Genomic DNA, 22,076 nt, shown 5'->3' on the forward strand with positions numbered 1-22,076 from the left:
CCGGGCTGGCCCGTTCTATGCTGCGCACTATCAGCATTGATCGATAGCGTTGCTTAGGGTGCAAAACGATGCGGCGTCTTGGCGCATTACTCCTGTTAGTCCTGTTGGGCAGCCCGCTGATGGTGCAGGCCGAGCCGGCTGCGCACTGGAGTGTCGGCGTGCATCGCCTCAGTTTCGCCGACCCGCTCGATGCGCAGCCGGTGCAGGCCCTGGCGTTCTATCCTTCCAGTGCAGTTGAGCGCAGCAGCCGCATCGACGGCTACCGGGTCCAGGCTTGGGAAGGTGCGCCGATGGTTATCGGCCGTTATCCGCTGTTGATGCTGTCCCACGGCAATACCGGCACGCCGCTGGCCTTGCACGATCTGGCCACCGCCCTGGCGCGGCGCGGCTTTATCGTCGTTGCCGTCACCCACCCGGGCGATAATGCCCGCGACCACAGCCGCCTGGGCACCTTGAGCAACCTTTACGGGCGGCCGTTGCAGATCAGCGCAGCGATCACCGCCAGCCTCGGCGATAGCTTTCTGGCCCCGTACATCAATGGCCCGCAGGTGGGCGTGATCGGCTATTCGGCTGGCGGTGAGACCGCCTTGATCCTGTCCGGGGCGCAACCGGACCTGGAGCGTTTGCAGCGCTACTGCCAGGAGCGGCCGCTGGATGCCGATGCCTGCAAAACCAAGGGCGTGCTGATCGCCGACCGCGCCGACCTGCGTGCCGCGCCCGATCCGCGGGTCAAGGCGCTGATGTTGATGGCGCCGCTGAGCCTGATGTTCGGCCGTCACGCGTTGGCCGAGGTCAAGGTCCCGGCGTTGATCTACAGCGGCGACAAGGACCAGTTGCTGGCCATCGACAAGAATGCCCAGGCCCTGGCGCGCAAGCTGCCGGTCACGCCCAACTACAAGCTGCTGGCCGGTGCCGGGCACTTCGTGTTCATGGCGCCGTGCGACGACGAGCAGCGCCAGAAAATGGCCGCCTTGTGCAACGACCCGGACGGCGTCGACCGTGAGGATATTCACCTGACGTTGCAGGCTGAGGCTGCGCGGTTTTTCAACCACACCCTGGCTGACCGCCATCAGGCCGGCCTGCACATGGCCGATCAGTAGTTGCCGGCGCGCCGTGACAGCAGGAGGGTGAGGCCGACGCCAAGCAGCGAAAGCAAAGCAGCCAGGCAAAAAATCCAGGCATAGCCCAGGTGCAGGGCCACCGCACCCATCAATGGCCCGGCAATCGCCAGGGCCAGGTCGAAGAACACCGCATAGGCGCCCAGGCCTGCACCGCGGCTGGAACTGGGCACCTGTTTGATCGCCTCGACACCCAACGCCGGATACACCAGCGACAGGCCGAAACCGGCAAAGCCTGCGCCAATCAATGCCAGCACCGGGCTGGGTGCCAGCCACAATAAGGCCAGGCCCAGGGCTTCGGTGGCCATGCAGGCCATCGCCACGGGATAGCCGCCAAAGCGGTTGACTGCGTTGACGAACAATAGCCGTGAGAGGATGAAACACACGCCGAATGCGCTGAGGCACCAGGCTGCGCCGCTCCAGCCCTGCTCGAGGTAGAACAGGGTGACGAAAGTGGTCAGGGTGCCGTAGCCGATCGACGCCAGAGTCAGGCTGACCCCGCACGGCGCAACCCGGCCGAATGCGGCCCAGAACGGCAGGCGCTCACCACGTACCACCGGCGTCGACGGTTTGTTGCGGATTACCAGCAGGGCCAGCACTGCCAGGACGCTCAAGGCCAGGCCCAGGGTGGCGAAATTGACTCGGTCGACCAGTGCCACGCCCAGCGGCGCACCGATGGCGATGGCCCCGTAGGAGGCAATGCCGTTCCAGGAAATCACCCGCGCGGTGTGCTCGGCGCCCACCGCACCGATGCCCCAGCTCAAGGTGCCGACGCCGATCAGACCCTGGGCGATGCCCAGCAGCACGCGCCCGCCCAGCAGCGCCAGCAGGCTCAGCAACGGCACATCGACTGTCAGCGCTGAAGCAAAGGTCAGCACACCGCTGGCGGCAATACCGATCAAGCCGTAAATGATTGCCCGCTTGGTACCCAGGCTGTCTGCCGCGCGTCCGGCCAGCGGCCGGCTGAGCAGGGTGGCCAGGTATTGCAGGCCGATGGTGATACCGGCGATCACCGCACTGAAGCCTAACTGGTCATGCACATAGCTGGGCAGCACCGCGATCGGCAAACCGATGCAGAGGAAGGCGATAAAGGTATAAAAGACAATCGAAAGGATTTGCCGGGTGATCGACCCGGTATCGACGGGGGCGGGTGCTTGCGCGGACATGAGCTCGTTCGCTGGCGGGCGGTGGGAGAGGGCCCATGATCGCCGGGTGCGAAGAGAAAAGGAAGCAGGCTAACGGATTTTCCAGCATCGCGGGGCAAGCCCGCTCCTACAGGATTATAGGAGCGGGCTTGCCCCGCGATCAGATCTGGATCAGATCACCACACCCTGGCTGCGCAGGTAGTCATCGTAGGTGCCGCTGAAGTCCACCACACCGCTCGGGCTCAGCTCGATGATGCGGGTGGCCAGCGACGATACGAACTCACGGTCGTGGCTGACGAAGATCAGCGTGCCCGGGTAGTTCTCCAGCGCCAGGTTGAGCGCCTCGATCGATTCCATGTCCAGGTGGTTGGTCGGTTCGTCCATCACCAGTACGTTGGGCTTTTGCAGGATCAGCTTGCCGAACAGCATGCGGCCTTGCTCACCACCGGAGATCACCTTGACCGACTTGAGGATCTCGTCGTTGGAGAACAGCATGCGCCCCAGGGTGCCACGGATTACCTGCTCGCCTTGAGTCCACTGGCCCATCCAGTCGAACAGGCTCAGGTCCTCTTCGAAGTCGTGGGCGTGGTCCTGGGCGTAGTAGCCCAGTTCCGCGCTTTCGGTCCACTTTACCGCGCCGGCATCCGGGCTCAGTTCACCGACCAGGGTACGCAGCAGGGTAGTCTTGCCGATACCGTTGGGGCCGATGATCGCTACGCGTTCGCCGGCTTCGACGGTGAAGCTGAAGTTTTCGAACAGGGTCTTGCCGTCGAAGCCCTTGGACATCTTCTCGATGGTCACGGCCTGGCGGTGCAGCTTTTTGGTCTGCTCGAAGCGGATGAACGGGCTGACCCGGCTCGATGGCTTGACCTCGGCCAGCTGGATCTTGTCGATCTGTTTGGCGCGCGAGGTGGCCTGCTTGGCTTTCGAGGCGTTGGCCGAGAAGCGGCTGACGAAGGTCTGCAGTTCGGCGATCTGGGCCTTCTTCTTGGCGTTGTCCGACAGCAGCTGCTCGCGCGACTGGGTCGCGGCGGTCATGTACTCGTCGTAGTTGCCCGGGAACAGGCGCAGTTCGCCGTAGTCCAGGTCGGCCATGTGGGTGCAGACGCTGTTGAGGAAGTGGCGGTCGTGGGAAATGATGATCATGGTGCTGTTACGCGCCGTGAGAATGTTTTCCAGCCAGCGGATGGTGTTGATGTCCAGGTGGTTGGTTGGCTCGTCGAGCAGCAACACTTCCGGGTCCGAGAACAGCGCCTGGGCCAGCAATACACGCAGTTTCCAGCCTGGCGCGACTTCGGTCATCGGGCCGAAATGCTGTTCCAGCGGGATACCCAGGCCCAGCAGCAGCTCACCGGCGCGGGATTCGGCGGTGTAGCCGTCCATCTCGGCGAACTCGGTTTCCAGCTCGGCGACGGCCATACCGTCTTCTTCGGTCATTTCCGGCAGCGAATAGATGCGATCGCGCTCGGCCTTGACCTTCCACAGCTCTTCATGGCCCATGATCACGGTGTCGATCACGGTGAACTCTTCGTAGGCGAACTGATCCTGGCGCAATTTACCCAGGCGCACGTTCGGCTCGAGCATGACCTGGCCGGCGGACGGCTCCAGATCGTTGCCGAGGATTTTCATGAAGGTCGACTTGCCGCAGCCGTTGGCGCCGATCAGGCCGTAGCGGTTGCCGTTGTTGAACTTGACCGAGACGTTCTCGAACAAGGGCTTGGCGCCGAACTGCATGGTGATGTTAGCGGTGGAGATCAAAGGGCTTACCTATCAATAGCTTACGTCGCTGGCATTGCGGCTGATACCGATTTGATACCAATTTGCAGCTTTTCCAGCTCGCTCCAGTCGGAGCTTGAGTTTATCCAACGCGCATACGTCGACAGCAGCATTTGCACGCTGTGGCCGAGCTGTTGGGAGATAAATGCGGGGTTGAGGCCAGACATTAAGCATATTGTCGCATAGGTGTGACGACAGTTGTATGGCGGACGGTAACGAATCCCCAGTTCTTTAAGCACCGGCCGCCACTGATGATGCAGATCGGAGGTCTGCTGGACGTACTCTGCGTTCTTCGATGGCGGGAAAATGAACGGTGACTCCGTGACCCGCCCCTTTCCTTTCCTGCGTCGCTCGGCGTACTCCCTGGCGAACTCGAGCGCATGCAAGGCCCTCTCGTTGAGTAGCACGAACCGATCTTTGCCGGTTTTGGTGCGCTCGACTACCTCGCCCAGCGCTACAGTGCGCTTCACATGGGCAACCTTCTTCTCCAAGTCGACAGCATCCCAGCGCAGCGCCAGGCCCTCCGACAAGCGTACGCCGCTGAAGAACACGAACTCGAAGAACGCCGCGTAGATCTGGCTTGGCCAGTGCGGGTGCTCGTAGAGCCTGGTAGTAATCTGGTTCGCCTCCTCTAAAGTGAACGGGTCGATCTCTTTCTTGGTGCGCTTGGGCAGTTGCAGGGCCTCTGCAGGGTTTCTGCTGATCAATCCGTCGATCACCGCTGAGCGCAGAATCGTTGACAGCTTCACCAGGGCGTTGCGCTTTACCCCCGGCGATCTCCAGGTGATTGAACTCACCACCTTGCGAACCTGGGTGGTGGTGATCAGGTCCACACGAACCATCGCGAAGTGGAGCATCCAGTAATTGTTCAGCGCGCTTTTGTAGTTGTTGTAAGTGCCGGGCGTAATCTCCCGGCTGTCGAGCCAGAGCTGGGCGTACTCACCAAACGTCGGCTTGCTGCCCGCGACAGTTTGCGAGCCCGGGAAAAGCTCGGCGTACTTGTCCTGGTCCAGAAGGCCAAGTTTGTTGAAGCTAACTACCTGATCGCGAAGCTGGGATGCAGCCTTGATGCCTTTTTGTGTCGGGGGGTAAGGGAGCGTTTCGCATCGACGGATACCATCCCATGTGAAACGAATCCGGAGGGAGTTGCGGAAGACTTCGACCCCTCGGGGTAAATCCATTGGCTTTCCAGCCATTCGTCATACCTCTTCTTGCTATAGATGATTCGGCCCTGGTGCTTAATCCAGACGCCCTCGGGGAATACTCCCCGCAGGCGCCGACCCTCCAGGGTTCGCTTTGTGCATCCCAATAGATCGGCCATGCGCTGTTCGGTGACCTTGTCGAAGTCACCATCTGTTTCGGTGGTCATGATTGTCTCCACGCCGCGCATGGCGGCAGAGGTGGGGAGGGGTTAGGTTCGGTGCTTGATGATCAGCTCGCCGGCCTTCGTCAGTGCGAGGCCAACTTCAGTGGCGCTGCCGCGGCTATCAAGATTTGCGTGTTGTAATTTCGAATTGGTTCAAAGAACCGGTATAGCGATGTAGCCGTTCGCCCCCCCGTATGCCTTACTTAATGGTCAACAAAGGGGAATAAGATGCGCACCAGAGGTAAGGCCTATTGGGAATGGGCAGACCCAACGCTTCACTGCCGAACTCATGAAGAGGAGCTCAGTGGCGGGGCAACTATCGATGTTCAGGTCAGGCTGTCCCGAGCAGGTGTTACCCAGTTGTTCATAGGGGTGTATTCAGCATCTGGGATGGCGCTCTATGAAGAGGGCATCGACTGCCGCTCGAATGAATCAATGACTCGCGCCTTAGCCTGGGGTGTGGGTAAGGCTCGGCACATTGCTGAGGAGGGTGTGGCACAGGCGCCGATGCGCGCTCGAAAGGCCTGATTCATTGCGGGGAGTACAAATGTACTCCTTTGTTGTTCACCCTGATTGGCGAGTATGTTCAGGCGCTGGAAGGAGGTGCAAGTGACGCCCTGGTGTCACGCTCAACCGGCGCGCTCGGCTTTGCGCTGTCGGATAGGGCGGCTTCGATTACACCGTGTTGATGCTCAGCGCCGCCAAGGGCGCGATCGAGGTAGCCGCACCACTGGCCGGGAAAGTCTCGATGAAAGCCGTCCAACTTGTGAGCTATCGACTTGAGCATGAGGCTAGTTCCACGCAGCAACGCATCCCGCTCGGCCAATTGGCGCATCAGGCTCTCGTTCCGACTGATAGCCGCCCTCAAGTCACCCCTGCTGTCTATCAATTGGGATTGCAGCCGCTCAACCTCACCATCATCGGCGTGGGTATACAGTTTCCTTGCTTCACGAATAATCCCGCGCGGATTGGGCCCGGGATTTTCGAGAGTCTTTCTGTAATCCTCCTCCGTGCAGTCAACCCAATGCCTCCATTGCGATCCCTCATTAACCGTCTTGCACCGCCACTGATATGCCACCGGCTCGCCCTGGTGCTGGGCGGCCGGCTGGGCCAGGGTCTTGTGGATGCGATCGGTGGCGCGGTCGATCTGGCCCTGGATGAAGTCTGGAATCTCGAGGCCCTTCGGCGGCGCCAGACCAGTAACGCCGGCGACCATAGAGACAAGCGAGTCGGTGACGATATCGCGCAGCGCTACCTTGTCGCTCGCTGCGGTGTTGCTGGATCGGTTTTCTGTGGGCATGGGGATACCTCGCGCTGTAGGGTAAGCTCGTTGGTCGAGTTATCAATGCGTCTATTTAGGAGCGTGGAGAGGAATGAAGAGAGCGGACATCGTTGCATCGATAGCGGTGGTTGTTGGGTCTTTTGTAACAGGGGTCGTGTGGGCACCAGCTTTTTCTGGGGCACCAAACATAAAAGACATGCTAGAAGCTACTAGTTACATTGCGACTATTTTAGCGTGCGGGGTGGCAGCAACTGCACTGTCTTCTTGGAAGAAACAATTTAGGTATACAGAGCGATTCTCTCGGATATCCAAGCTCAAAGATGCCGCCACAGACCTTCATTTGTATCGAGGGTATCTCCAAGCGATTGGGAGGGCGTGCGATTTTATGTTCGATGGAGAATCAGTCCCCCCTGAAGCTAAAGATGAGATAACTCAAAGGCGGGACAGGCTGCTTGAAGCATTCTCTAATTATAGGAAGGCATGGACTTCCGCAGTTGCTTTTCTTAATAAGTCAGAGGAAGCCCGCATTAAGGGGACTCCAGATGCGTTTATCAGCTTGTACCTGAAGTATCCCGATGATATTTACGAGGCTTGCCAATCCGGCTTGAACTCGGGTGATAACCGTGAGTATATTTCGCTAATGCGGACAGCTATTAGCGAGGCGAAAGACCTGTATGCACACACTGTAAGTTCGTTTGATTCGCTTCTAGCTGACAAGATTTAGCTTGCGCTGAAAAAGCCTTTGAGGCACTCGCCGGCAGCGGCGGAGGATCAGGCCGCGCGGACTTTGAAGGTGAGCATTGCTGTGGCGTCTTCGAAGCACTCGTCCAGTTCTTGGTAGGCTCGATACTTGGCCTGGCTGCGAGTGGCCGCCCATACGCGCCGCACGTAATGGCGCGCATCGCCGAGCATGTACTTCACATCATCCCAGTCATACATGCCGTTGGTGAGCACCTCGAACTGCTTCAGCGGCAGCTCTTCGGCCATTTCGCCGTACTGCATTTCCCAGGTCGGGTGGTAGTTCCGGATGCGCTTCTTCGGGTCGCTGTCGAGGATGACGCCGATGTAATGGCCGCGGTCGGCGATGATCACGCCAGGCTCGCCGTTGGCGATTACGCGGCGCCCGATCTCGGCCGGCACATTGTAGTGGCGGCGAACGTAGTCGCAGTTGTAGCAGCTCATGGCAGTCTCCATTGCAGGCGCCGCCCTCGCCGGGGTGGCGTGATTCATAAAAGAGGGGTATCAATTAATTCCCGATGCAACCTGACCGGAGCCCGACATGTCCCTGCAAAGCGATACAGATGCTCTTGCTGCAATCGAGGAGGAAGCCGAGCGAATGCTGAAGCTGCTCGGGCTTCCGGAGGACAAGCAGAAGCTTGAAGTGGTCATATGCCTGCGGCAGATCATTGCCATTGCCCGGTACAGGTCAGACTTGGACTTGAGCGAGGATGATCAGCACACCGAGTGAAGGCGGGCAGCGCCGGAGGGTCAGGCCGGGTCCGCGAGAGGCAGCAGAACCTGAGATGGATCAACTGAGCCGGCAGGGCGAACGGTGTTGAACCCGGTCTCTACTGCCGATAAAACCCCGATCCAGTGGCTTTCGCGCTCGGTGATGTAGGCTGCCCGGTTTGTGCAACCATCCGGGTAAGCGATCACCTCGATAACGGAAAACTCCCAGTCGGTTATGTCCGATCCGCCCAAGGCCGCGTGGAACTTGCAGCTGGTTGGGTTGCTCAGGTGCTGCCACCAACGCAGCGTGAACGGCTGAGTGGTCTGGCCGACGTAGACCCGACCGCTGGACTTCTGCCGCACCTGGTAAATCACTGGCGGCGACCGGCCTTCGCTGGCCAGGCGGAACTCCGAAAGGTCACGAAACTTAGCGGCCGCCTGGCACTTCTCGGTGCAGTAGTCGTGGCTTTTCGTTTCGGTGTGCGGGTCGTTGTACTTGTCGATCAACTTGAAAACGGTGCCGCACTCCTTGCACGGCCTGTTCTCGAAGCGCCCCAGCAGGTAGCTGTCGTTCTCGTCGATCGGCTGGATGTGCAGCAAATACTCGTGCGCGTCCATGTCCTTGCGCAGCACGCGCGATGGGAACTGGCGTTCGTACTGATCCTCGACCACTGCCTTAGCCGACTTTCGGTCGGGCGCCTCGACCATTCCGCTGAACACTGGTGGCCAGGCCCACTCAGCCTCGCCGTATGCGCTTGTTGCCGGGCGGCGTCCCTTGATCTGGTAGTAGAACTTCGCCATGGCTTTCTCCATGCATGCGCCGCCCTCCGTGGCCGGATGCGGCATGGTGGCAATTTGGTTTGGGATGGGGTATTACGGGTGACCGGCATGGGGTCGGGTCAAGGAGGATTCAAATGGCTGGTCAAAGCAATAGAGAAATAGCTATCGAGCAAGCCGCAGTGGCAATGCTCTGTGAAGCCGAGAAGCTTGGTATAGATCTTTCTGCACTGGCTGAAAAAGCAAAGATTGGTATTTTGGGTAACGCGATGTACACCTGGGTTTCTGACCATGATCTAAAATTAGAATCTGCAGAAGCGACCTCTTATCTTTTATCCGCTGCTAAAGATGAACCGGCGGAATAATCTCATCACCCGGTTCCTGTAGAACCATCAGCATGCTTTTGCGGCTGAACTCCAGCGCCACAGATTGCGAGACCTCGTATTTGTGGCGCGGCGGAGTGAGCAGGGTAAGTGCTCGACCCGGCCCAAGCCCATGCAGGTGATGAATCATCAACGTCATCGCCTCACCCTGTTCCTCGATCCCGGCCCACTCCATCAGTTCCAGAAGGGCCTGCTTAGTCCCTGGTCGAACCTTCAAGCGCAGATCTTCTTCCTGCACCTTCGCGGACTTCTCGCGCCTGCGCCGGTCGCGCTCGGCCTGGTCCATCGCCATATGACGCCTCCTTTAATCCGCTGGGCGGCAAGTGAACATGCAGCTGCCGGCGGCGCTGCTGGGTGATCTTCTGGATGCGTCTCATGGGTGGCACACCTCGATTGGCTTCTTGTTCGTAGAGCCAGAGGGCATGACCACTAGTAGACGCTTGTTTCCGCGATACACGCCCCAGGGCTGACCAGTGGACGTGGCCATGGCCGCCGCGTACTTCACTGCGGGGATGGGCTGGGCGATTGTGGCGATCATGGCTACGCCCCGGCCAGGTGATGCAGCGGGGCGAACGGGATGTCGTCGTCGAAGCTGTCGTAGTCGGGGCCCGGGGCGCCTTGCTGGTTCTGCGGCTGGGCCTGCGGGCGGCTCTGCTGGCGTTGATGCTGGGGCCGAGACTGTTGCTGCTGGCTACCTTGCTGCACCGGCTGCGGCGGGCTGCCGGCGAACTTGATGATGATCACGCGGCCGGTGAGCTTCACGCCCTGGGAGTGGTCGGCCTTTGTGTAGGTCTCGACGTGGGCGTCGTCGATGGTGAAGTGCAGCTGCTGGCCCTTGAGCAGGTAGGGCGCCATGGCTTCGGCCTGTTTGCCCCAGAGCGTGGCGTCGACCCACTGGGTGGGGCGATTACCACCTTGGCCTTTGCGGCCATATTCGCAGGCCAGGGCCAGGTTGCAGACGGCATTCCCTTCAGGCGTGTAGCGCAGTTCAGCGTCGCGGCCCAGGCGGCCGATATCGGTAAGTGTTGGCATGGGTTCCTCTTACTTAATGCGGATCGAGCTTTCGCCGCGCTCCAGATGCGCCCAGGTCGGCTCAGGGATCAGTTCGTGTTCGCAGTCCTCGCCAATGGTGATGCGCTTACGGACTGCTTCGTTATGCTCGCGGTCAGCCTTGAGCTTGGTGGCGATGGCCTTCTTATCCGGGTCCTGCGTCACCTTCACGCGGACTAGGTCGTCGGGTAGGTCGTCCGGCTTGTCGACGATTACCTTCTCAGGTGCCGCGGCGAGCGTGATAGTGAACAGCGGGCGCTTGATCGACTTGATGTTAGCCGCCTCCATGTTCCGGCGCAGGTAGTCGCCAATCTGCGAGACAGTGTTCTCCTTGACCCGCTTGAGTTCGGCGAGGCGCTCGATCTCGGCTTCAATGGCCAGGATTTCGCCGTCGATGTTGCGGCGCAGCATGACGATGTTGTCCGCCTTGTCGCCAAACTCGCCCTCGATTCCATCCATGGTGTCTTGGATGGCCTGCTTCAGGCCTTCGTCGTCGGTGTCGGCCATTTCGGCCAACTCCAACATTTGCTTAGTGAGAGGGTAGAGGCTGCTCATGCTGCGCTCTCCTGGGTGAACTTAGGCGTGAGGTCGCGCAGTTCCTTGGCAATCCGCTTGATGGCGGTGTCGTCGTTGCGCGCGGTCAGCCGGCGTACTGCGTGGTCGTGAAGCTTCTTGAGCTCCTGCAGCGACTGAGCGCCCTGCATGGTGTCGACTACAGACTTGATGTAGTCGAGGCGCTCTTGCTTCTGCCGCTCAATTTCGGCTTCGCGATCCTCTGCCTGCTCAATGGCTTGTTCGGCCTGCAGCTGCTGGACGTAGTTCTGGTCGTCGAACATGCCCAAGAACACGTCGGCACTGAAGCCCAGCATGGACAGAGCTTTCTTGATGGCGTCGGTCAGCGACTTTTTCGGTGCTTCACCATCGGTCGTAGTGCCGTACTTGGATTTGTAGAGGTAGCGGGTGCAGCCGTATTGCTCGATCTCGCCACGTTTGCCATCCAGCTCAAACCAGAAGCGAATCTTGATGGTGTGGTTTAGCTCGCGACCGAGTACCAGGCGCTTGTCACCTTCGCCGCTGACCATTTCAGAGCCCTCGTCGAATCGCTCCTCCATGACCGACCAGCCGAACCCGATCCCGACAGGGCCGAAAATTTCTGTCGCCTTCATGATCATCGCCGTTCCGTTGAGGCTGGTGATCTTCTGGCCGCCGACCTCGGCGCTCTTAGTGAAGCGGGTATCGGTCTTGTCGACCTGGTCCCAAATGCGCATGTTGGTACTGGACATTGATAGCTCCATGCGCAGCTTTGAGCAGCGCTGTAGGTTTGATGAGTTACTGAGTGACCTTCCCGGCGAATGCGCTTGCAAGCATCCAGGCGGTGCAAAGGAAGAGGGTGAGAGCAGACCCACGCCAGAAGGCGATGCGCTTGGCGCGCTGGTAGCAGGTCATGGGCATGACCTCGGCCTGGCAATCGGCCGGCGCTTCAGCCAGTCAGCCTTGATCGGGTAGGGCAGATCCGCAACGCGCATGCCGACTGGGAACCGAACGGTTCCGCGGACTTGGGTAGCCATGACTTCCTCAACCTGCTCATCGATGAGCGATTTAACCGGTGCAGTGCTCATGCAACCTCCTTGCGCCGCTCGGCAACCCGGCGAACGCGCTCGCAGTAGTGTTTGAACTCGTCGGCGTTGATGCCGCCAGCAGTGAAGTGGCGGACGATCAGGGCTTCGGTTAGGGTTTCCTACAGCCTCGACCCTGATTGCTCAAGGTCGTCCAGGGCGCGGTCTATGGCGATGTGTGGGCTCATAACTCAGCGTCCTCGGCCTGGGCGATCAGCGCGTCATCAGCCAGCGGCTCAAGGAACTCTGCGGCCAGGTCAATCAGGTGCTGATCCGGCTTGTCGTCGCCCAGCAGGCTCGCTGCCGTGGTCCTGCAAGGCTCGCCAAAGGCCGCCTGAATGACGATCTCTGCCAGCCAGTCGCCTTTGTCCTCGCCATTCTCCCAGCGCTTCAACAAGAGCAGCTGAATGTGGGTCTTGAACTCGGCGAAGGTGACGATGCGCGATGCACGCAGGCGGCGCTGCACCTTGATGTCGCTGCCCCGGGCCAGTTGCTCGCCGGCTTCTTCAAGCCATGCTTGGCGGGCAGAGTCGCGGGCATCAACCACTGGAGGCGCCTGCCGGTTGTCGTACTCAAACTGAGCTTTTCGAAGTGCGCCCATGGTCGTCTCCAGTTGGATTGTGCGGCCGCATTGGCCAGATGCCAGGCGCGGGTGACCAAACCCAGCCGTGAGACTGGCCTGGCACCTGCCGATGCGGTCGATTTGAAGGGAAGGGGGGCAGGCGCCCGGCGCTGCCCGGGAAGCATCTGGTCTGGCCGGGAAGGCCCCGGATTCGCCTGCGGTGATGCGATCTGCATCGGGGTGTGATCTGGCCGGCGCTGATCTCCGGCATTGGCGCCTAACTCGATGTGCCTCAGTAGCTGCCAAACGAGGTGTGGTTCGCGCATCAGCCTGCGCATTCAGATCACACTCCGATGCAGCCTGCGATGGGGAGCAGGGCATCGGGCAGTTAACGTCAGGCTGACGTGGCGCTGGTTGTTCAGGCTGCGCGCTCAAGCGCTTGCTGCGCCAACAGCTCAGTTACGGCCTCGGCCGGGGTGCAGCCATCGGCGTAGAAGTCGCCCAGGTCGCTTTCTTCCTGCGAGCCCAGGGTCACCTGCTGACCGAGCAACTTGGATGCCTTGTCGATCCAGCGGTAGTAGGCGCGCTCTTGTGCGTCTTCGCGGCATTCATCAGCCGCCATGTTTGCCATGTTGAACATCGTGAATCCCTCCGGTTGATTTCCCGTCTGGCCCTGTCGCCAAGGCCAGCCAGTGAAATCGTCATGCTTGCGGGAAAGGAGACTATTTATGTCCCTTTCCAACCTATTTGGTGACGCTTCACATCACCTCGTGCATGAGGCGACTGATTGGTCAGTGCCCAGGCTCGCTACTGGCGGCAGCCTGGACTTACATCGCTCGTTGTTCCTCCGACCGCGACCCTGGTCCGCCGGATAACTGTTCTTGGCGCTTTACGCTGCACGCCTGGGTCAGTTGCCAACCCTCTGGACTGTTGAGGCCTGTCCATCGCTGCCTTTGTTGCTGGCCGGTGGTGATCCGGCAAGGTGTTTCGCTAAAGAACGGGGCCGCTTGAGGGCCTAGCGCCTTCTTGATTCGGCGTTGAGGCAAATTTAGAAAACTTAACAAGATCGGTCAAGGCCTATTTTTAGAAAACTTAACAAAAAGTTTAAGGGGGGGATTTTCAGGCACAAAAAAACCCGCACTGAGGCGGGCTTGCTTGTGAGCGGGGCTGCCCTATTTAGGCTTAGCGCTTTTGATGTCTTCGATGATTTGCTTCGAAATCGCTCGAACCTGCTTTTCGGTCATGGCAGACATGACCCCCTCCCACGCTGTAGAGGTCGTGTCGTATGTACGCGTGCCAACCTTCCTTCCTGTCGTGAGGTCTACGAAATCGGCACTGGAGTTGACCCAGGCGTTACCCGTCATCGAGCCAGCGCCGTAGCGAGCACCTGTGGTGAGGAATCGGAAGTTGCTTACACTCACCAGCACTAGAACACCGTCTTGCTTAGGTGGCGTGGTTTCAGGGTCGGTCTGGGTAATGCGATATCCCTTTTCAGCGCCTTCAGCTTTCAGGGATTCAGCCCAGGTTCGCTGGAGCAGCGACCAGTCAGAGTTAGCCTCTACCTTGCTGTTTCCTTTGAACGCGACGGTTACGTTCTGCTTGGCCGGCTCCGGAATCACAAGCGTACCTAGGCCGCCGCGTTCAACGGTGGCGGCGCAGCCGCTGAGTACAGCAGTGGAGATCAAGCATGCAGCCAGGAGGTGTTTCATAGAAGGTCCTTTTCTTAAGAGAGATCAGCGGGAGTACATCGCCCACCAGAAAACGTGGCCGAGAATCACAATCTGCTGCTCCTGGATTTGTTCGAAGGTGTAGTCCTCGTCCGGGTGCTCGTCACGATTAAAGCTGCGAAGCCTGATGCCGGTAGGGAGGCGGTAGAGCTGCTTCACCCGAAGCTGGCCGTTATGGCTGATGGCGTACATTTCCCCGTCGACTATGTCTCGTAGGGCGTTTTTACCCATATTCACGCCGACCGTTGCGCCGTCGCGTAGCACCGGGATCATGCTGTTGCCGCTGATCATCACGCACCTGGCGTTGTCGTACTGAACGCCATTATTGCGCAGGTCCTTCTTGAAGAACCGCAGTTTAGCGGTATCGCTTTCCTCAACCGCAGATCGTCCTGATCCGGCTGCCAGCTCAACCTCCTGCAGGAATGGTACGTACACCTCATCTTCACCGAGCGGCGTCTCGTCGTCCCACGTCTCAATAGTGCTGAGCGAGACCTGCTTATGTGCCTCTGGAGACCCCACCCCATCTGAGAGCCAGTCCGGCGAGCAATCCAGGGCTTTTGCCAGGGCGAGCAGGTTCTTGCCCTTAGCCCCATTCGTGCCAGCCAGCCAGAAAGAGACTGTCGCTCTAGAGACGCCAGTCATTTCGCTTATGTCAGTCGCGCGCAGGCCCTTGGCCTCCATTCGACTATTCAATCGTTCGCTGAAATTCATATTTAGGATTCTAAACAAGCGTCTGTTTAGATAACTTGCGCTTTTCTGTTAATATTTCTAAACTCGGCAGCAGTGAAGTGGAGAAACCTTAAATGACCTATGACCAAGCCCTGCAATTCTTCGGCACGCCAGGCGCCATCGGTGAAGCCCTGCGCGTCACCCGTAGCCGCGTTTCGCAGTGCCGATCTGCCGGTGGCTTCTCCTACCCAATGCAATGCGTGTTGGAGAAGGAGTCCGCCGGAATGCTCACCGCGAGCCGTAGCGACGACCCTGCCAACTCGACCAAGCAAACCGCCGCCTAATCCATCCAACCGCAAGGAGCAGTAACTCATGGGCTTCAAAGACCCAATGACCCAGCGCCGTGACTTGGCCAGAAAGGTTCGCCTTTATCCATTGCTCGATCGGCAGCTTCAGCGCGCAGCTCACAAAAGCCGCCGCGAGTACGCGACATACCTTTTTGAAATGCTCGAGTGGGCCGCCGTGAATGGTGGCATCGAAGCCCTCATGCCCGACGACCTGAAGGATATCGCGGGCTAGAGGCCCTCAGGAGGGCACGATGGAATTTACAGAAGAAAACGTGCCGCCCGAGACCAGAGCCAAGATCCACAGCCTCATGAAGGCTAGAGGGTGGACGTTCGAGGAGGCGGTAAACGAGATCCTTCTCGAAGCGATCACCTCGGGGGCGACGGTCTTCGTTGGTAGGCGCAAGGCACCAGTTTTGACGCTGGTGGGACTGAAGAGACCCTCTACCGGATAGGTGAGGGTCTCAAGGCGGGCCTCAAGAGGGCCTCAAATTTCAGACACAAAAAAGCCGGGATTCCGCCCCGGCTCTCTGCAACACAAAACTCTGAAGGGAATTATGCATATGCAGACCCAAAGTGTACAGGCCCTCAAGCGGGCCGCGCCTCAAAATGCGAACGGCGAAAACGTGGCGCGCACGATGAGCAGCATCGAACTGCGAGACCTCATCAACGATGCACGCTTTACCGCTGGCGAGCCAAAAGTCAGGAATGACCAGTTCCTTTCACGGGTCGAGGACGAGCTGGGCGATGAGCTTGAGGGGGTGCAAAAATATTACACCCCTGTTTACGGCAACCAAGTCGCCACCTACAGCCTGACGCTGGATCAATGCATGCTGGTTGGCATGCGTGAGTCGAAGGCTGTCCGTCGAAGTGTCCTGGCCAAGCTCAAGTCCCTCGAAGCGCCACGCGTCATTGCAACACTGCCGGACTTCTCCAGCCCGGCAGCCGCCGCCCGCGCGTGGGCTGAGCAGTACGAGCTGCAGCAGGCCGCCAACCAGGCCCTGGCCGTTGCCGCGCCCAAGGTTGAGTTCGTTGATCGTTATGTGGACGCCACAGGCCTGAAGGGCTTCCGCCAGACCGCCAAGCTCCTACGGGCTAATGAGGCCCGCTTCCGCGAGTTCCTGCTCGACAAGAAGATCATGTACCGCATGGGCGGGGAATGGCAGGCGTACCAGCAGCACATTGACGCCGGCCGGTTCGATATCAAGACCGGCACCACCGACGGTGGTCACGCATTCAACCAAACCAAATTTACCCCGAAGGGCGTCACCTGGGTGGCCGGCCTGTGGGCTCAGTACAACCTGGAGGCCCAATGATGGCCAGATCGAGAAATATCAAACCGGGCTTCTTCTCCAACGAAGACCTGGCAGACCTGGACTTCGCCGCGCGCCTCCTGTTCATCGGCATGTGGACCGAAGCCGACCGGGAAGGGCGCCTGGAAGATCGTCCAAAGCGCCTGAAGATGGCCCTCTTTCCTGCAGACAATGTCGATATCGACGGCATGCTTGATGCGCTGGAGCTGAAGGGCTTCATTCGCCGCTACGAAGCCTCAGGCGTCAAGGCAATCCAGGTGGTGAACTGGTCCAAGCACCAGAACCCCCACGTAAAAGAGGCGGCAAGCACCATTCCAGCAGAAGGCCAGCATCAACCTGTTCAGGGTGAGCATGGTGAAAGCACCGGACAAGCACCGGGCGAGAACAGTTCTTTCCCTGCTGATTCCCTCTCTCTTGATTCCCTTAACCTGATTCCTGATTCCCTCACTCCGTCGAGCGAATCACCGGAGGACCTGTTCGATCGGTTCTGGAAGCTCTACCCGCGGAAGGTGGGCAAGGCGAATGCGCAGAAGGCCTGGGCCAAGCTGAAGGTCCACTCGGCGCTGTTCGACCACATGGCCGACGCGCTGGCTGCCTGGAGTGTGTCTGCTGATTGGGCGAAGGATGGCGGCCAGTTCATTCCGCACCCGGCTACCTGGCTAAACGGCAAGCGCTGGGAGGATGAGTTGCCGGTGCCAGCAAACGTCCACCATCTGCCAACCAGTCGTCACCACGGTTTCGCTGAGCGTGACTACACAGCCGGGCTGATCCCACGGGAGGATGGCACCTATGCGTTCTGAGAAAGTGGTTCACCTGTCCAGCATGGCTAGCCCTCAAGTCGCATCGATCGCAGTCTGCGAGGAGCACGGCGAATACCAGGCCACTGTTGCCCGGGTGCTGAGCCGCACGTTCCGTTCGCCATGCCCGCACTGCAAGGCTGCTCAGGTCGCGAAGGAGAAGGCGGAAGCTGTCGAGCATCAGCGCCACGAACCGGCCTGGAAGCTCGGTGATGCGCTGGTGCCCAAGCGCTTCAAGGGTAAGACCTTCGACAGCTATCAGGCAGTGAATCCGGGCCAAGCCAAGGCCTTGATGAAGTGCCGACAGTACGTCGAGCAGTTCGAGCAGAACCTTGCGGCTGGGCGCTGCATGATTCTGGTCGGTCACCCCGGCACCGGGAAGACCCACCTCGGCGTCTCCATGGCTCAGGCCGTTATGTCCGCCACCGAGCATACCGCTGCCTACCGCACACTGGGCGGAATCCTGCAGTCCATCCGCGCAACCTTCGACGGCAGCTCCAGCCAGACCGAAGGCAGCATCCTCGACGCCTTGGTGCGTCCCACTCTGCTGGTACTGGACGAGGTCGGTGCAAGCAAGGAAGCCCCGAGTGACTTCGAACTGAGCCGCCTGTTCTCGATCATCAACGGCCGCTACGAGCGAATGCTGCCGACAATTGTGATTTCGAACCTGGATGTGCGGGAGCTGCCTGCGGCCATGGGAGAGCGTTCTGCCGATCGTCTCCGTGAGGGTGGTGTGATTGTGCTCCCGTTCAATTGGGAGTCTCAGCGCGGCAAGGAGGGGTTCTAGTGCTCATCGACAAATCGAAGCTGCAGCCCCTGCTGTGGGCAGTGGTAGGCGCCTGGAGGGCCGGCGACCAGGACCTGCAGGTGCACACCGACGCGCTGGACGAGTTTCTCGGCGAGCTGACAGTGGAGGAGGTTGCCCTGGGCCTGCTCGAAGAGATCCAGCAGTTGACTCGTAGAGCGAGCGCGGCAGAGCAACAGCTTCAGGAGGTGGCCCATGGCTGACCGCATCAGCGTCAACTGCCAGGCCAAGCTCTCCGAGGCCATCACCTGCCTGACCACCATGTACCGCGACAAAAAGTTCGTGGTGGTGAGCCTGCGCCCGGGCAAGGACCGCACGTTGGACCAGAACGCCCTGTGGTTCGCTTTCTACAAGCGCATTGCCGAGATGACCCAGATCGGTGACCCGGCCGATGCCCGTCGCTACTGCAAGCTGCACTTCGGCGTGCAGATCCTGCTGAACGATGACCAGGAGTTCCGCGAGGCCTGGTACCGGGTCATGCGCCACCTACCGTACGAAGAGAAGCTGGCGATGATGGGCGGCTGCAAGCTGTTCGGGCCGGACGGCTTCCCGGTCACCAGTCTGTTCAACCGTGCTCAGGGAGTGGCCTACACCGATCGCATTGTGGCTGAGTTCTCGGCTAAGGGTGTGTTCTTCGACGATCTGCTGGGGGAGGAGGCCGCGTGAGGACAGCTCTCAAGGAAGTGAAGCAGAAGACCTGCAAGTCCTGCGGCGAGAAGTTCCGGCCGAGCCTGTCGACCCAGAAGGCCTGCAGCGTGAAGTGTGCCTTGGCCCTGGCGCCGGTGAATCACGACAAAGCCCGGAAGGCCATCGACCAGCGCGAACGCCGCGAGATCAAGGTCCGCAAGGAGAAGCTCAAGAGCCGCGGCGACTACATGCGCGAGGCCCAGGCTGAGTTCAACACCTACATCCGTCTGCGCGACCAGCACCTGCCGTGCATCAGCTGCGACTCGCTGCCCAGCGATCACGACCTGATCACCGGCAGCCGCTGGGACGCCGGCCACTACCGTTCTGTGGGCGCCTGCCCTGAGCTGCGCTTCGAGCCGCTCAACGTGCACCGCCAGTGCGTGAGGTGCAATCGCAACCTGTCCGGCAACGCGGTCGAGTACCGCATCCGTCTTGTCCAGCGCATCGGTGCCGACCGGGTAGCCTGGCTGGAAGGGCCTCATCAGGCCTGCAAGCACACCATCGACGACCTGAAGGCTATCAAGGCCGAATACCGGGCAAAGATCAAACAGCTCAAGGAGGCTGCAGCATGACATGGACAATCATTGATACGGCCGGCATGTTGCTGCTGGTTATGGTTATTGCATCCACCTGGTGCCTCGGGCGCGGCCAGCTGATCGCAATGAAGCGCAAGCGCGAGGAGGGCGGCCCATGCAGCTGAACAGCGCTCGCCAAGCATGGCACGACTGCCTGTACACGGCCTGGGATAGCCAGGGCTCCTTCATCGAACAACTGGGCCTGTTGGGCGCCATGGTGCAAACCACCGATAAGCAGCGAAGTGCGAGCCATGCAGTCCACCAGGCACTGGCCGGGCAAGTGCAGTCGGCGATCGGCAAGCTGCATAGCCAGGTCCGTGCCTTCGGCAACTTCATGTACAACCCGCGCCTGGCCGACGACACCCGGGAGACAGCCGAAGAGGTGGTCTTCAACCTGGTGCAGAGCAAATCGCCGCGCATGACCGCCGCCAAGCGTGAGAAGCTGGAGTACGTGGTGAAGGGCGTAATGACCCGGTACCGGTACATGCACCAGGGCGGGCAGTCGGCCAACGACGACCCGCTGGCGTCGCCGGAGGGGTTTCGGGCTTGGTTGGATGCTCACTACGGCGTCAAGCTGGAGTCGGCGAACTGGGAGCGCGACTGGGGTGGTTTCGTGCGCTTGGCGTTCGACTGCTGCGAGGACGTGGACAAGATGGCATTGAGTCCGGTGGCGGCCGCAATCTACGAAATGAAGAGTGCCGCTTGAGGGCCTATTGCGTTCCCGTGCGGCTGATGGCATAGTTTCCCCATCGTGATAATTTCGCCTATGGCGAATTTCGAAAGAAACCGGCCCCCAAGCCGGTTTTTTTATGCCCGCCAGAAACACAAAAGCCCCGACCAGTTCGGGGCTTTTTCGTTTGCGCGGAATGGAAAAGAGAGGGCGACTCCAGAAGGTGTTAAGGCCACTTCCTGTAGCCGCCAGATCGCAGACTGTACCTGCAAGCCAGCCAAGGCCCTCACTGCTCGCGCGAGCGGGACGGAGCCTAGCAGAAAATCAAACGGACTTGCAGATGTTCAAAGAATTTCGTTGCGGAAAATGCAACCGACTACTCGCCCGCGTGGGTGAGTTCAGCCAGATCCAGATCAAGTGCACGCGATGCGCGACCTTGAATCATGTAAAGACCTCGAGTCTCGATTTATCGCCTTTGAGCGACATGAATGCGGCAGAGGCCGCGCAAATCATTCGACTTTAATAGGTGACAAATTATGGGTGCTCGTACACGTGTTCCTTTCACCGGCAGCGGTTCCTCGGTTCTTCCTGCCTACCAAACCATGTCCCCAGGCCAGTTCCTGCTTTCTCCGAACGGCCGCTTCAAGTTGCTGCTGCAGCAAGATGCGAACCTGGTCATTCAAGACAAAGGCGTCACCGTCTGGGTGGCCAACGAAAGTCAGCCATACAGTATGACTACTCGCCTACGGAAGAAGGACCCCACAGCCTTCTACGTTCAGTATGGTGCGTTCTTGGACGACCGTGTTCGTATGCGTGTTTGGCTGACTGAGAACAGCACGTTTACCAGTAAGGATCAGTGGAACCGTACCCATCTGATCCTCCAAGACGACGGCAACATTGTCCTGGTCGATTCGCTGGCGCTTTGGAACGGTACTGGTGGTATTCCACTTGTTCCGGGATCGATCGATTCGGTCGTCTTCCCGGCGGGTACGGAATTGGTAAAGGGCCAGGTTTACCAAGCTGGTGCTAGCAAAATTTCGTTCCAGGCGGACGGCAACGTTGCCGCTTACGCCCCGGGCGGTGCTCTTGTGTGGTCGACCAAAACCCAGAATCGCGGCGCCCAACGCGCTGTCTTCCAGGCGGATGGTAACTTCGTAGTTTATGGCGCAAACAACACAGTGCTGTGGCAGTCGGGCACTGCAGGCTCACCGGGTGCGGTCCTGCGGCTACAGCCTAACGGCGGTGTTGCGATCCTCCAAGAGAAGCCAGTTTGGGCTCGCTTCGGTTTCAAGCCCACCTATCGCCACATCCGACTGATCAACGTCGACAACGGCAACTGGAAAACCAAGGATATCTGGAGCTGGGCGTTCTGATCTTGGTGCTCTGAGACTGCTTTATCGATTGCCGATGTTAAACGGGACGAAAACTTCGCCCATCCAAGAGAGCCACGAGCTCCAACTCCTCGCCGTTGAGCGACATGAGTCATTTAACTCTTTATTTACTGTGCGCTGCTATGTTCGGTGGCGCACGGTAGACATTCTTTTGAGGCTTCGCCATTGCGCGAGGCCTCTTCGTTTTCGGCTCCGCCACACCCATTGCTCCAAGCTGGGAGTGCTGCTGGGGCCGTTTTAAATCAAGTGCCGCTTTGGCGATCGTTACAAGCATTCATTCTGGGCCGCCGTTTCCTGATTTTGTAGAATCGCTGGGCGCAATCCCGCGCTTCGATACGATCAAGGAATGGTTATGACATACGGTTTCAGGAACAGAGACGAGAACGGCAGAGATCTCGCCCAGGTGCCTTACGATGTGTTGTTGGCCTTGGCGCCTCTTACGAATGATCCGGATGCCGTACTGGCCAAGCTCGGCATTGAAGACGAAAGCCTGAAGGCTGCGCTGATCAAAGTCGCTGAAATAGCCAAGTCAGAGCAGAGAATATTTAAGATTTGACAAGCCACTGAGCCCAGC

Annotated in this window: 34 protein-coding genes; 19 read left to right on the forward strand and 15 right to left on the reverse strand. The window is 59.4% G+C overall.

Translation table 11 applies throughout. From position 1 onward, the window contains the following. The first annotated feature begins 68 nt into the window (after positions 1 to 68). A complete protein-coding gene (locus BLR26_RS15990) occupies positions 69 to 1,100 on the forward strand; it encodes an alpha/beta hydrolase family protein (RefSeq protein WP_093382359.1) in 1,032 nt (343 codons plus the stop codon). Here the strand turns inward: BLR26_RS15990 and BLR26_RS15995 are convergent. The 3 genes from BLR26_RS15995 to BLR26_RS16005 form a co-directional block, all read right to left on the reverse strand. After that, the gene (locus tag BLR26_RS15995; RefSeq protein ID WP_093382364.1) at positions 1,094 to 2,284 is read right to left on the reverse strand and encodes an MFS transporter; all 1,191 of its coding nucleotides are present in this window, start codon (positions 2,282 to 2,284) and stop codon (positions 1,094 to 1,096) included. The two genes, BLR26_RS15990 and BLR26_RS15995, sit on opposite strands and share 7 nt — an antisense overlap. Positions 2,285 to 2,434: 150 nt before the next feature. Beyond that, positions 2,435 to 4,021 carry an ABC-F family ATPase gene (locus BLR26_RS16000; RefSeq protein WP_010226270.1) on the reverse strand — a complete coding sequence of 529 codons (1,587 nt, stop codon included), beginning with the start codon at positions 4,019 to 4,021 and terminating at the stop codon, positions 2,435 to 2,437. Positions 4,022 to 4,041: 20 nt separating this feature from the next. Further along, complete coding sequence (locus tag BLR26_RS16005; RefSeq protein WP_093382369.1) at positions 4,042 to 5,235, reverse strand: tyrosine-type recombinase/integrase; 1,194 nt, start codon at positions 5,233 to 5,235, stop codon at positions 4,042 to 4,044. A gap of 398 nt (positions 5,236 to 5,633) precedes the next feature. Between BLR26_RS16005 and BLR26_RS27510 the strand changes: the two genes are divergently transcribed. Continuing rightward, positions 5,634 to 5,933 (forward strand): hypothetical protein, encoded by a 300-nt coding sequence (locus tag BLR26_RS27510; RefSeq protein WP_093382374.1) that lies wholly within the window; start codon positions 5,634 to 5,636, stop codon positions 5,931 to 5,933. Positions 5,934 to 5,991: 58 nt separating this feature from the next. On the opposite strand, the gene BLR26_RS16015 is transcribed toward BLR26_RS27510, so the two are convergent. Further along, on the reverse strand, positions 5,992 to 6,705 hold the full coding sequence (locus BLR26_RS16015) for a hypothetical protein (RefSeq protein ID WP_093382379.1): 714 nt from the start codon (positions 6,703 to 6,705) through the stop codon (positions 5,992 to 5,994). 73 nt (positions 6,706 to 6,778) lie between these two features. Here BLR26_RS16015 and BLR26_RS27145 point away from each other — a divergent pair, with 73 nt between their 5' ends. After that, positions 6,779 to 7,411, forward strand: a complete 633-nt coding sequence (locus tag BLR26_RS27145; protein WP_143013278.1) for a hypothetical protein — start codon at positions 6,779 to 6,781, stop codon at positions 7,409 to 7,411. A gap of 47 nt (positions 7,412 to 7,458) precedes the next feature. On the opposite strand, the gene BLR26_RS16020 is transcribed toward BLR26_RS27145, so the two are convergent. After that, positions 7,459 to 7,869 carry a hypothetical protein gene (locus BLR26_RS16020; protein WP_093382384.1) on the reverse strand — a complete coding sequence of 137 codons (411 nt, stop codon included), beginning with the start codon at positions 7,867 to 7,869 and terminating at the stop codon, positions 7,459 to 7,461. A 97-nt stretch (positions 7,870 to 7,966) separates the two neighbouring features. Between BLR26_RS16020 and BLR26_RS16025 the strand changes: the two genes are divergently transcribed. Continuing rightward, positions 7,967 to 8,155 (forward strand): hypothetical protein, encoded by a 189-nt coding sequence (locus tag BLR26_RS16025; RefSeq protein ID WP_093382387.1) that lies wholly within the window; start codon positions 7,967 to 7,969, stop codon positions 8,153 to 8,155. A 20-nt stretch (positions 8,156 to 8,175) separates the two neighbouring features. On the opposite strand, the gene BLR26_RS16030 is transcribed toward BLR26_RS16025, so the two are convergent. After that, entirely contained in the window at positions 8,176 to 8,937 is a 762-nt protein-coding gene (locus BLR26_RS16030) for a GIY-YIG nuclease family protein (RefSeq protein WP_093382390.1), read from the reverse strand. 113 nt (positions 8,938 to 9,050) lie between these two features. Between BLR26_RS16030 and BLR26_RS27150 the strand changes: the two genes are divergently transcribed. Further along, positions 9,051 to 9,278: a hypothetical protein gene (locus BLR26_RS27150; RefSeq protein WP_143013279.1), complete on the forward strand. Its 228-nt coding sequence runs from the start codon at positions 9,051 to 9,053 to the stop codon at positions 9,276 to 9,278. On the opposite strand, the gene BLR26_RS16035 is transcribed toward BLR26_RS27150, so the two are convergent. The 9 genes from BLR26_RS16035 to BLR26_RS16080 form a co-directional block, all read right to left on the reverse strand. Then, positions 9,256 to 9,588 carry a hypothetical protein gene (locus BLR26_RS16035; protein ID WP_093382394.1) on the reverse strand — a complete coding sequence of 111 codons (333 nt, stop codon included), beginning with the start codon at positions 9,586 to 9,588 and terminating at the stop codon, positions 9,256 to 9,258. The two genes, BLR26_RS27150 and BLR26_RS16035, sit on opposite strands and share 23 nt — an antisense overlap. Before the next feature lie 248 nt (positions 9,589 to 9,836). Beyond that, positions 9,837 to 10,328 (reverse strand): single-stranded DNA-binding protein, encoded by a 492-nt coding sequence (gene ssb / locus BLR26_RS16040; RefSeq protein ID WP_093382400.1) that lies wholly within the window; start codon positions 10,326 to 10,328, stop codon positions 9,837 to 9,839. A gap of 9 nt (positions 10,329 to 10,337) precedes the next feature. Then, positions 10,338 to 10,901 (reverse strand): siphovirus Gp157 family protein, encoded by a 564-nt coding sequence (locus tag BLR26_RS16045; protein ID WP_093382405.1) that lies wholly within the window; start codon positions 10,899 to 10,901, stop codon positions 10,338 to 10,340. Continuing rightward, a complete protein-coding gene (locus BLR26_RS16050) occupies positions 10,898 to 11,629 on the reverse strand; it encodes a hypothetical protein (RefSeq protein WP_093382408.1) in 732 nt (243 codons plus the stop codon). The genes BLR26_RS16045 and BLR26_RS16050 overlap by 4 nt, the downstream gene beginning before the upstream one ends. Positions 11,630 to 11,788: 159 nt before the next feature. Then, positions 11,789 to 11,965: a hypothetical protein gene (locus tag BLR26_RS27320; protein WP_176794253.1), complete on the reverse strand. Its 177-nt coding sequence runs from the start codon at positions 11,963 to 11,965 to the stop codon at positions 11,789 to 11,791. Positions 11,966 to 12,146: 181 nt separating this feature from the next. Then, positions 12,147 to 12,563 (reverse strand): hypothetical protein, encoded by a 417-nt coding sequence (locus BLR26_RS27325; RefSeq protein WP_176794254.1) that lies wholly within the window; start codon positions 12,561 to 12,563, stop codon positions 12,147 to 12,149. A 379-nt stretch (positions 12,564 to 12,942) separates the two neighbouring features. After that, on the reverse strand, positions 12,943 to 13,164 hold the full coding sequence (locus tag BLR26_RS16070; protein WP_093382420.1) for a hypothetical protein: 222 nt from the start codon (positions 13,162 to 13,164) through the stop codon (positions 12,943 to 12,945). A gap of 532 nt (positions 13,165 to 13,696) precedes the next feature. Beyond that, a complete protein-coding gene (locus BLR26_RS16075) occupies positions 13,697 to 14,233 on the reverse strand; it encodes a YajG family lipoprotein (protein ID WP_093382423.1) in 537 nt (178 codons plus the stop codon). Positions 14,234 to 14,257: 24 nt separating this feature from the next. Further along, entirely contained in the window at positions 14,258 to 14,962 is a 705-nt protein-coding gene (locus BLR26_RS16080) for an XRE family transcriptional regulator (protein ID WP_093382426.1), read from the reverse strand. A gap of 92 nt (positions 14,963 to 15,054) precedes the next feature. On the opposite strand from BLR26_RS16080, the gene BLR26_RS16085 reads away from it, so the two are divergent. The 14 genes from BLR26_RS16085 (at position 15,055) to BLR26_RS16145 (ending at position 22,058) form a co-directional block, all read left to right on the forward strand. After that, complete coding sequence (locus tag BLR26_RS16085) at positions 15,055 to 15,264, forward strand: hypothetical protein (protein ID WP_093382431.1); 210 nt, start codon at positions 15,055 to 15,057, stop codon at positions 15,262 to 15,264. A gap of 28 nt (positions 15,265 to 15,292) precedes the next feature. Next, a complete protein-coding gene (locus tag BLR26_RS16090) occupies positions 15,293 to 15,499 on the forward strand; it encodes a hypothetical protein (protein WP_093382436.1) in 207 nt (68 codons plus the stop codon). A gap of 19 nt (positions 15,500 to 15,518) precedes the next feature. Further along, positions 15,519 to 15,719, forward strand: coding sequence for a hypothetical protein (locus BLR26_RS16095; protein WP_093382440.1), 201 nt, complete (start codon positions 15,519 to 15,521; stop codon positions 15,717 to 15,719). Positions 15,720 to 15,821: 102 nt separating this feature from the next. Continuing rightward, on the forward strand, positions 15,822 to 16,580 hold the full coding sequence (locus BLR26_RS16100) for a phage antirepressor KilAC domain-containing protein (RefSeq protein ID WP_093382445.1): 759 nt from the start codon (positions 15,822 to 15,824) through the stop codon (positions 16,578 to 16,580). Continuing rightward, positions 16,580 to 17,377 carry a hypothetical protein gene (locus tag BLR26_RS16105; protein ID WP_093387522.1) on the forward strand — a complete coding sequence of 266 codons (798 nt, stop codon included), beginning with the start codon at positions 16,580 to 16,582 and terminating at the stop codon, positions 17,375 to 17,377. Before BLR26_RS16100 ends, BLR26_RS16105 begins: the two co-directional genes overlap by 1 nt. Further along, complete coding sequence (locus tag BLR26_RS16110) at positions 17,367 to 18,161, forward strand: ATP-binding protein (protein WP_093382450.1); 795 nt, start codon at positions 17,367 to 17,369, stop codon at positions 18,159 to 18,161. Before BLR26_RS16105 ends, BLR26_RS16110 begins: the two co-directional genes overlap by 11 nt. Beyond that, positions 18,161 to 18,382 carry a hypothetical protein gene (locus tag BLR26_RS16115; protein WP_093382455.1) on the forward strand — a complete coding sequence of 74 codons (222 nt, stop codon included), beginning with the start codon at positions 18,161 to 18,163 and terminating at the stop codon, positions 18,380 to 18,382. Before BLR26_RS16110 ends, BLR26_RS16115 begins: the two co-directional genes overlap by 1 nt. Then, a complete protein-coding gene (locus BLR26_RS16120) occupies positions 18,375 to 18,845 on the forward strand; it encodes a hypothetical protein (RefSeq protein ID WP_093382460.1) in 471 nt (156 codons plus the stop codon). Before BLR26_RS16115 ends, BLR26_RS16120 begins: the two co-directional genes overlap by 8 nt. Beyond that, complete coding sequence (locus BLR26_RS16125) at positions 18,842 to 19,438, forward strand: recombination protein NinG (protein ID WP_093382464.1); 597 nt, start codon at positions 18,842 to 18,844, stop codon at positions 19,436 to 19,438. Before BLR26_RS16120 ends, BLR26_RS16125 begins: the two co-directional genes overlap by 4 nt. Beyond that, entirely contained in the window at positions 19,435 to 19,566 is a 132-nt protein-coding gene (locus BLR26_RS27515; RefSeq protein WP_256326730.1) for a hypothetical protein, read from the forward strand. The genes BLR26_RS16125 and BLR26_RS27515 overlap by 4 nt, the downstream gene beginning before the upstream one ends. Further along, positions 19,557 to 20,147, forward strand: coding sequence for a hypothetical protein (locus BLR26_RS16130; RefSeq protein ID WP_093382467.1), 591 nt, complete (start codon positions 19,557 to 19,559; stop codon positions 20,145 to 20,147). Before BLR26_RS27515 ends, BLR26_RS16130 begins: the two co-directional genes overlap by 10 nt. Before the next feature lie 304 nt (positions 20,148 to 20,451). Beyond that, positions 20,452 to 20,634, forward strand: coding sequence for a Com family DNA-binding transcriptional regulator (locus tag BLR26_RS16135; protein WP_093382470.1), 183 nt, complete (start codon positions 20,452 to 20,454; stop codon positions 20,632 to 20,634). 13 nt (positions 20,635 to 20,647) lie between these two features. Beyond that, positions 20,648 to 21,484: a putidacin L1 family lectin-like bacteriocin gene (locus tag BLR26_RS16140; RefSeq protein WP_093382473.1), complete on the forward strand. Its 837-nt coding sequence runs from the start codon at positions 20,648 to 20,650 to the stop codon at positions 21,482 to 21,484. A gap of 370 nt (positions 21,485 to 21,854) precedes the next feature. Next, positions 21,855 to 22,058 carry a hypothetical protein gene (locus BLR26_RS16145; RefSeq protein WP_093382476.1) on the forward strand — a complete coding sequence of 68 codons (204 nt, stop codon included), beginning with the start codon at positions 21,855 to 21,857 and terminating at the stop codon, positions 22,056 to 22,058. Positions 22,059 to 22,076: the final 18 nt, after the last annotated feature.

This window comes from Pseudomonas sp. UC 17F4, assembly GCF_900101695.1.
Classification (GTDB): domain Bacteria; phylum Pseudomonadota; class Gammaproteobacteria; order Pseudomonadales; family Pseudomonadaceae; genus Aquipseudomonas.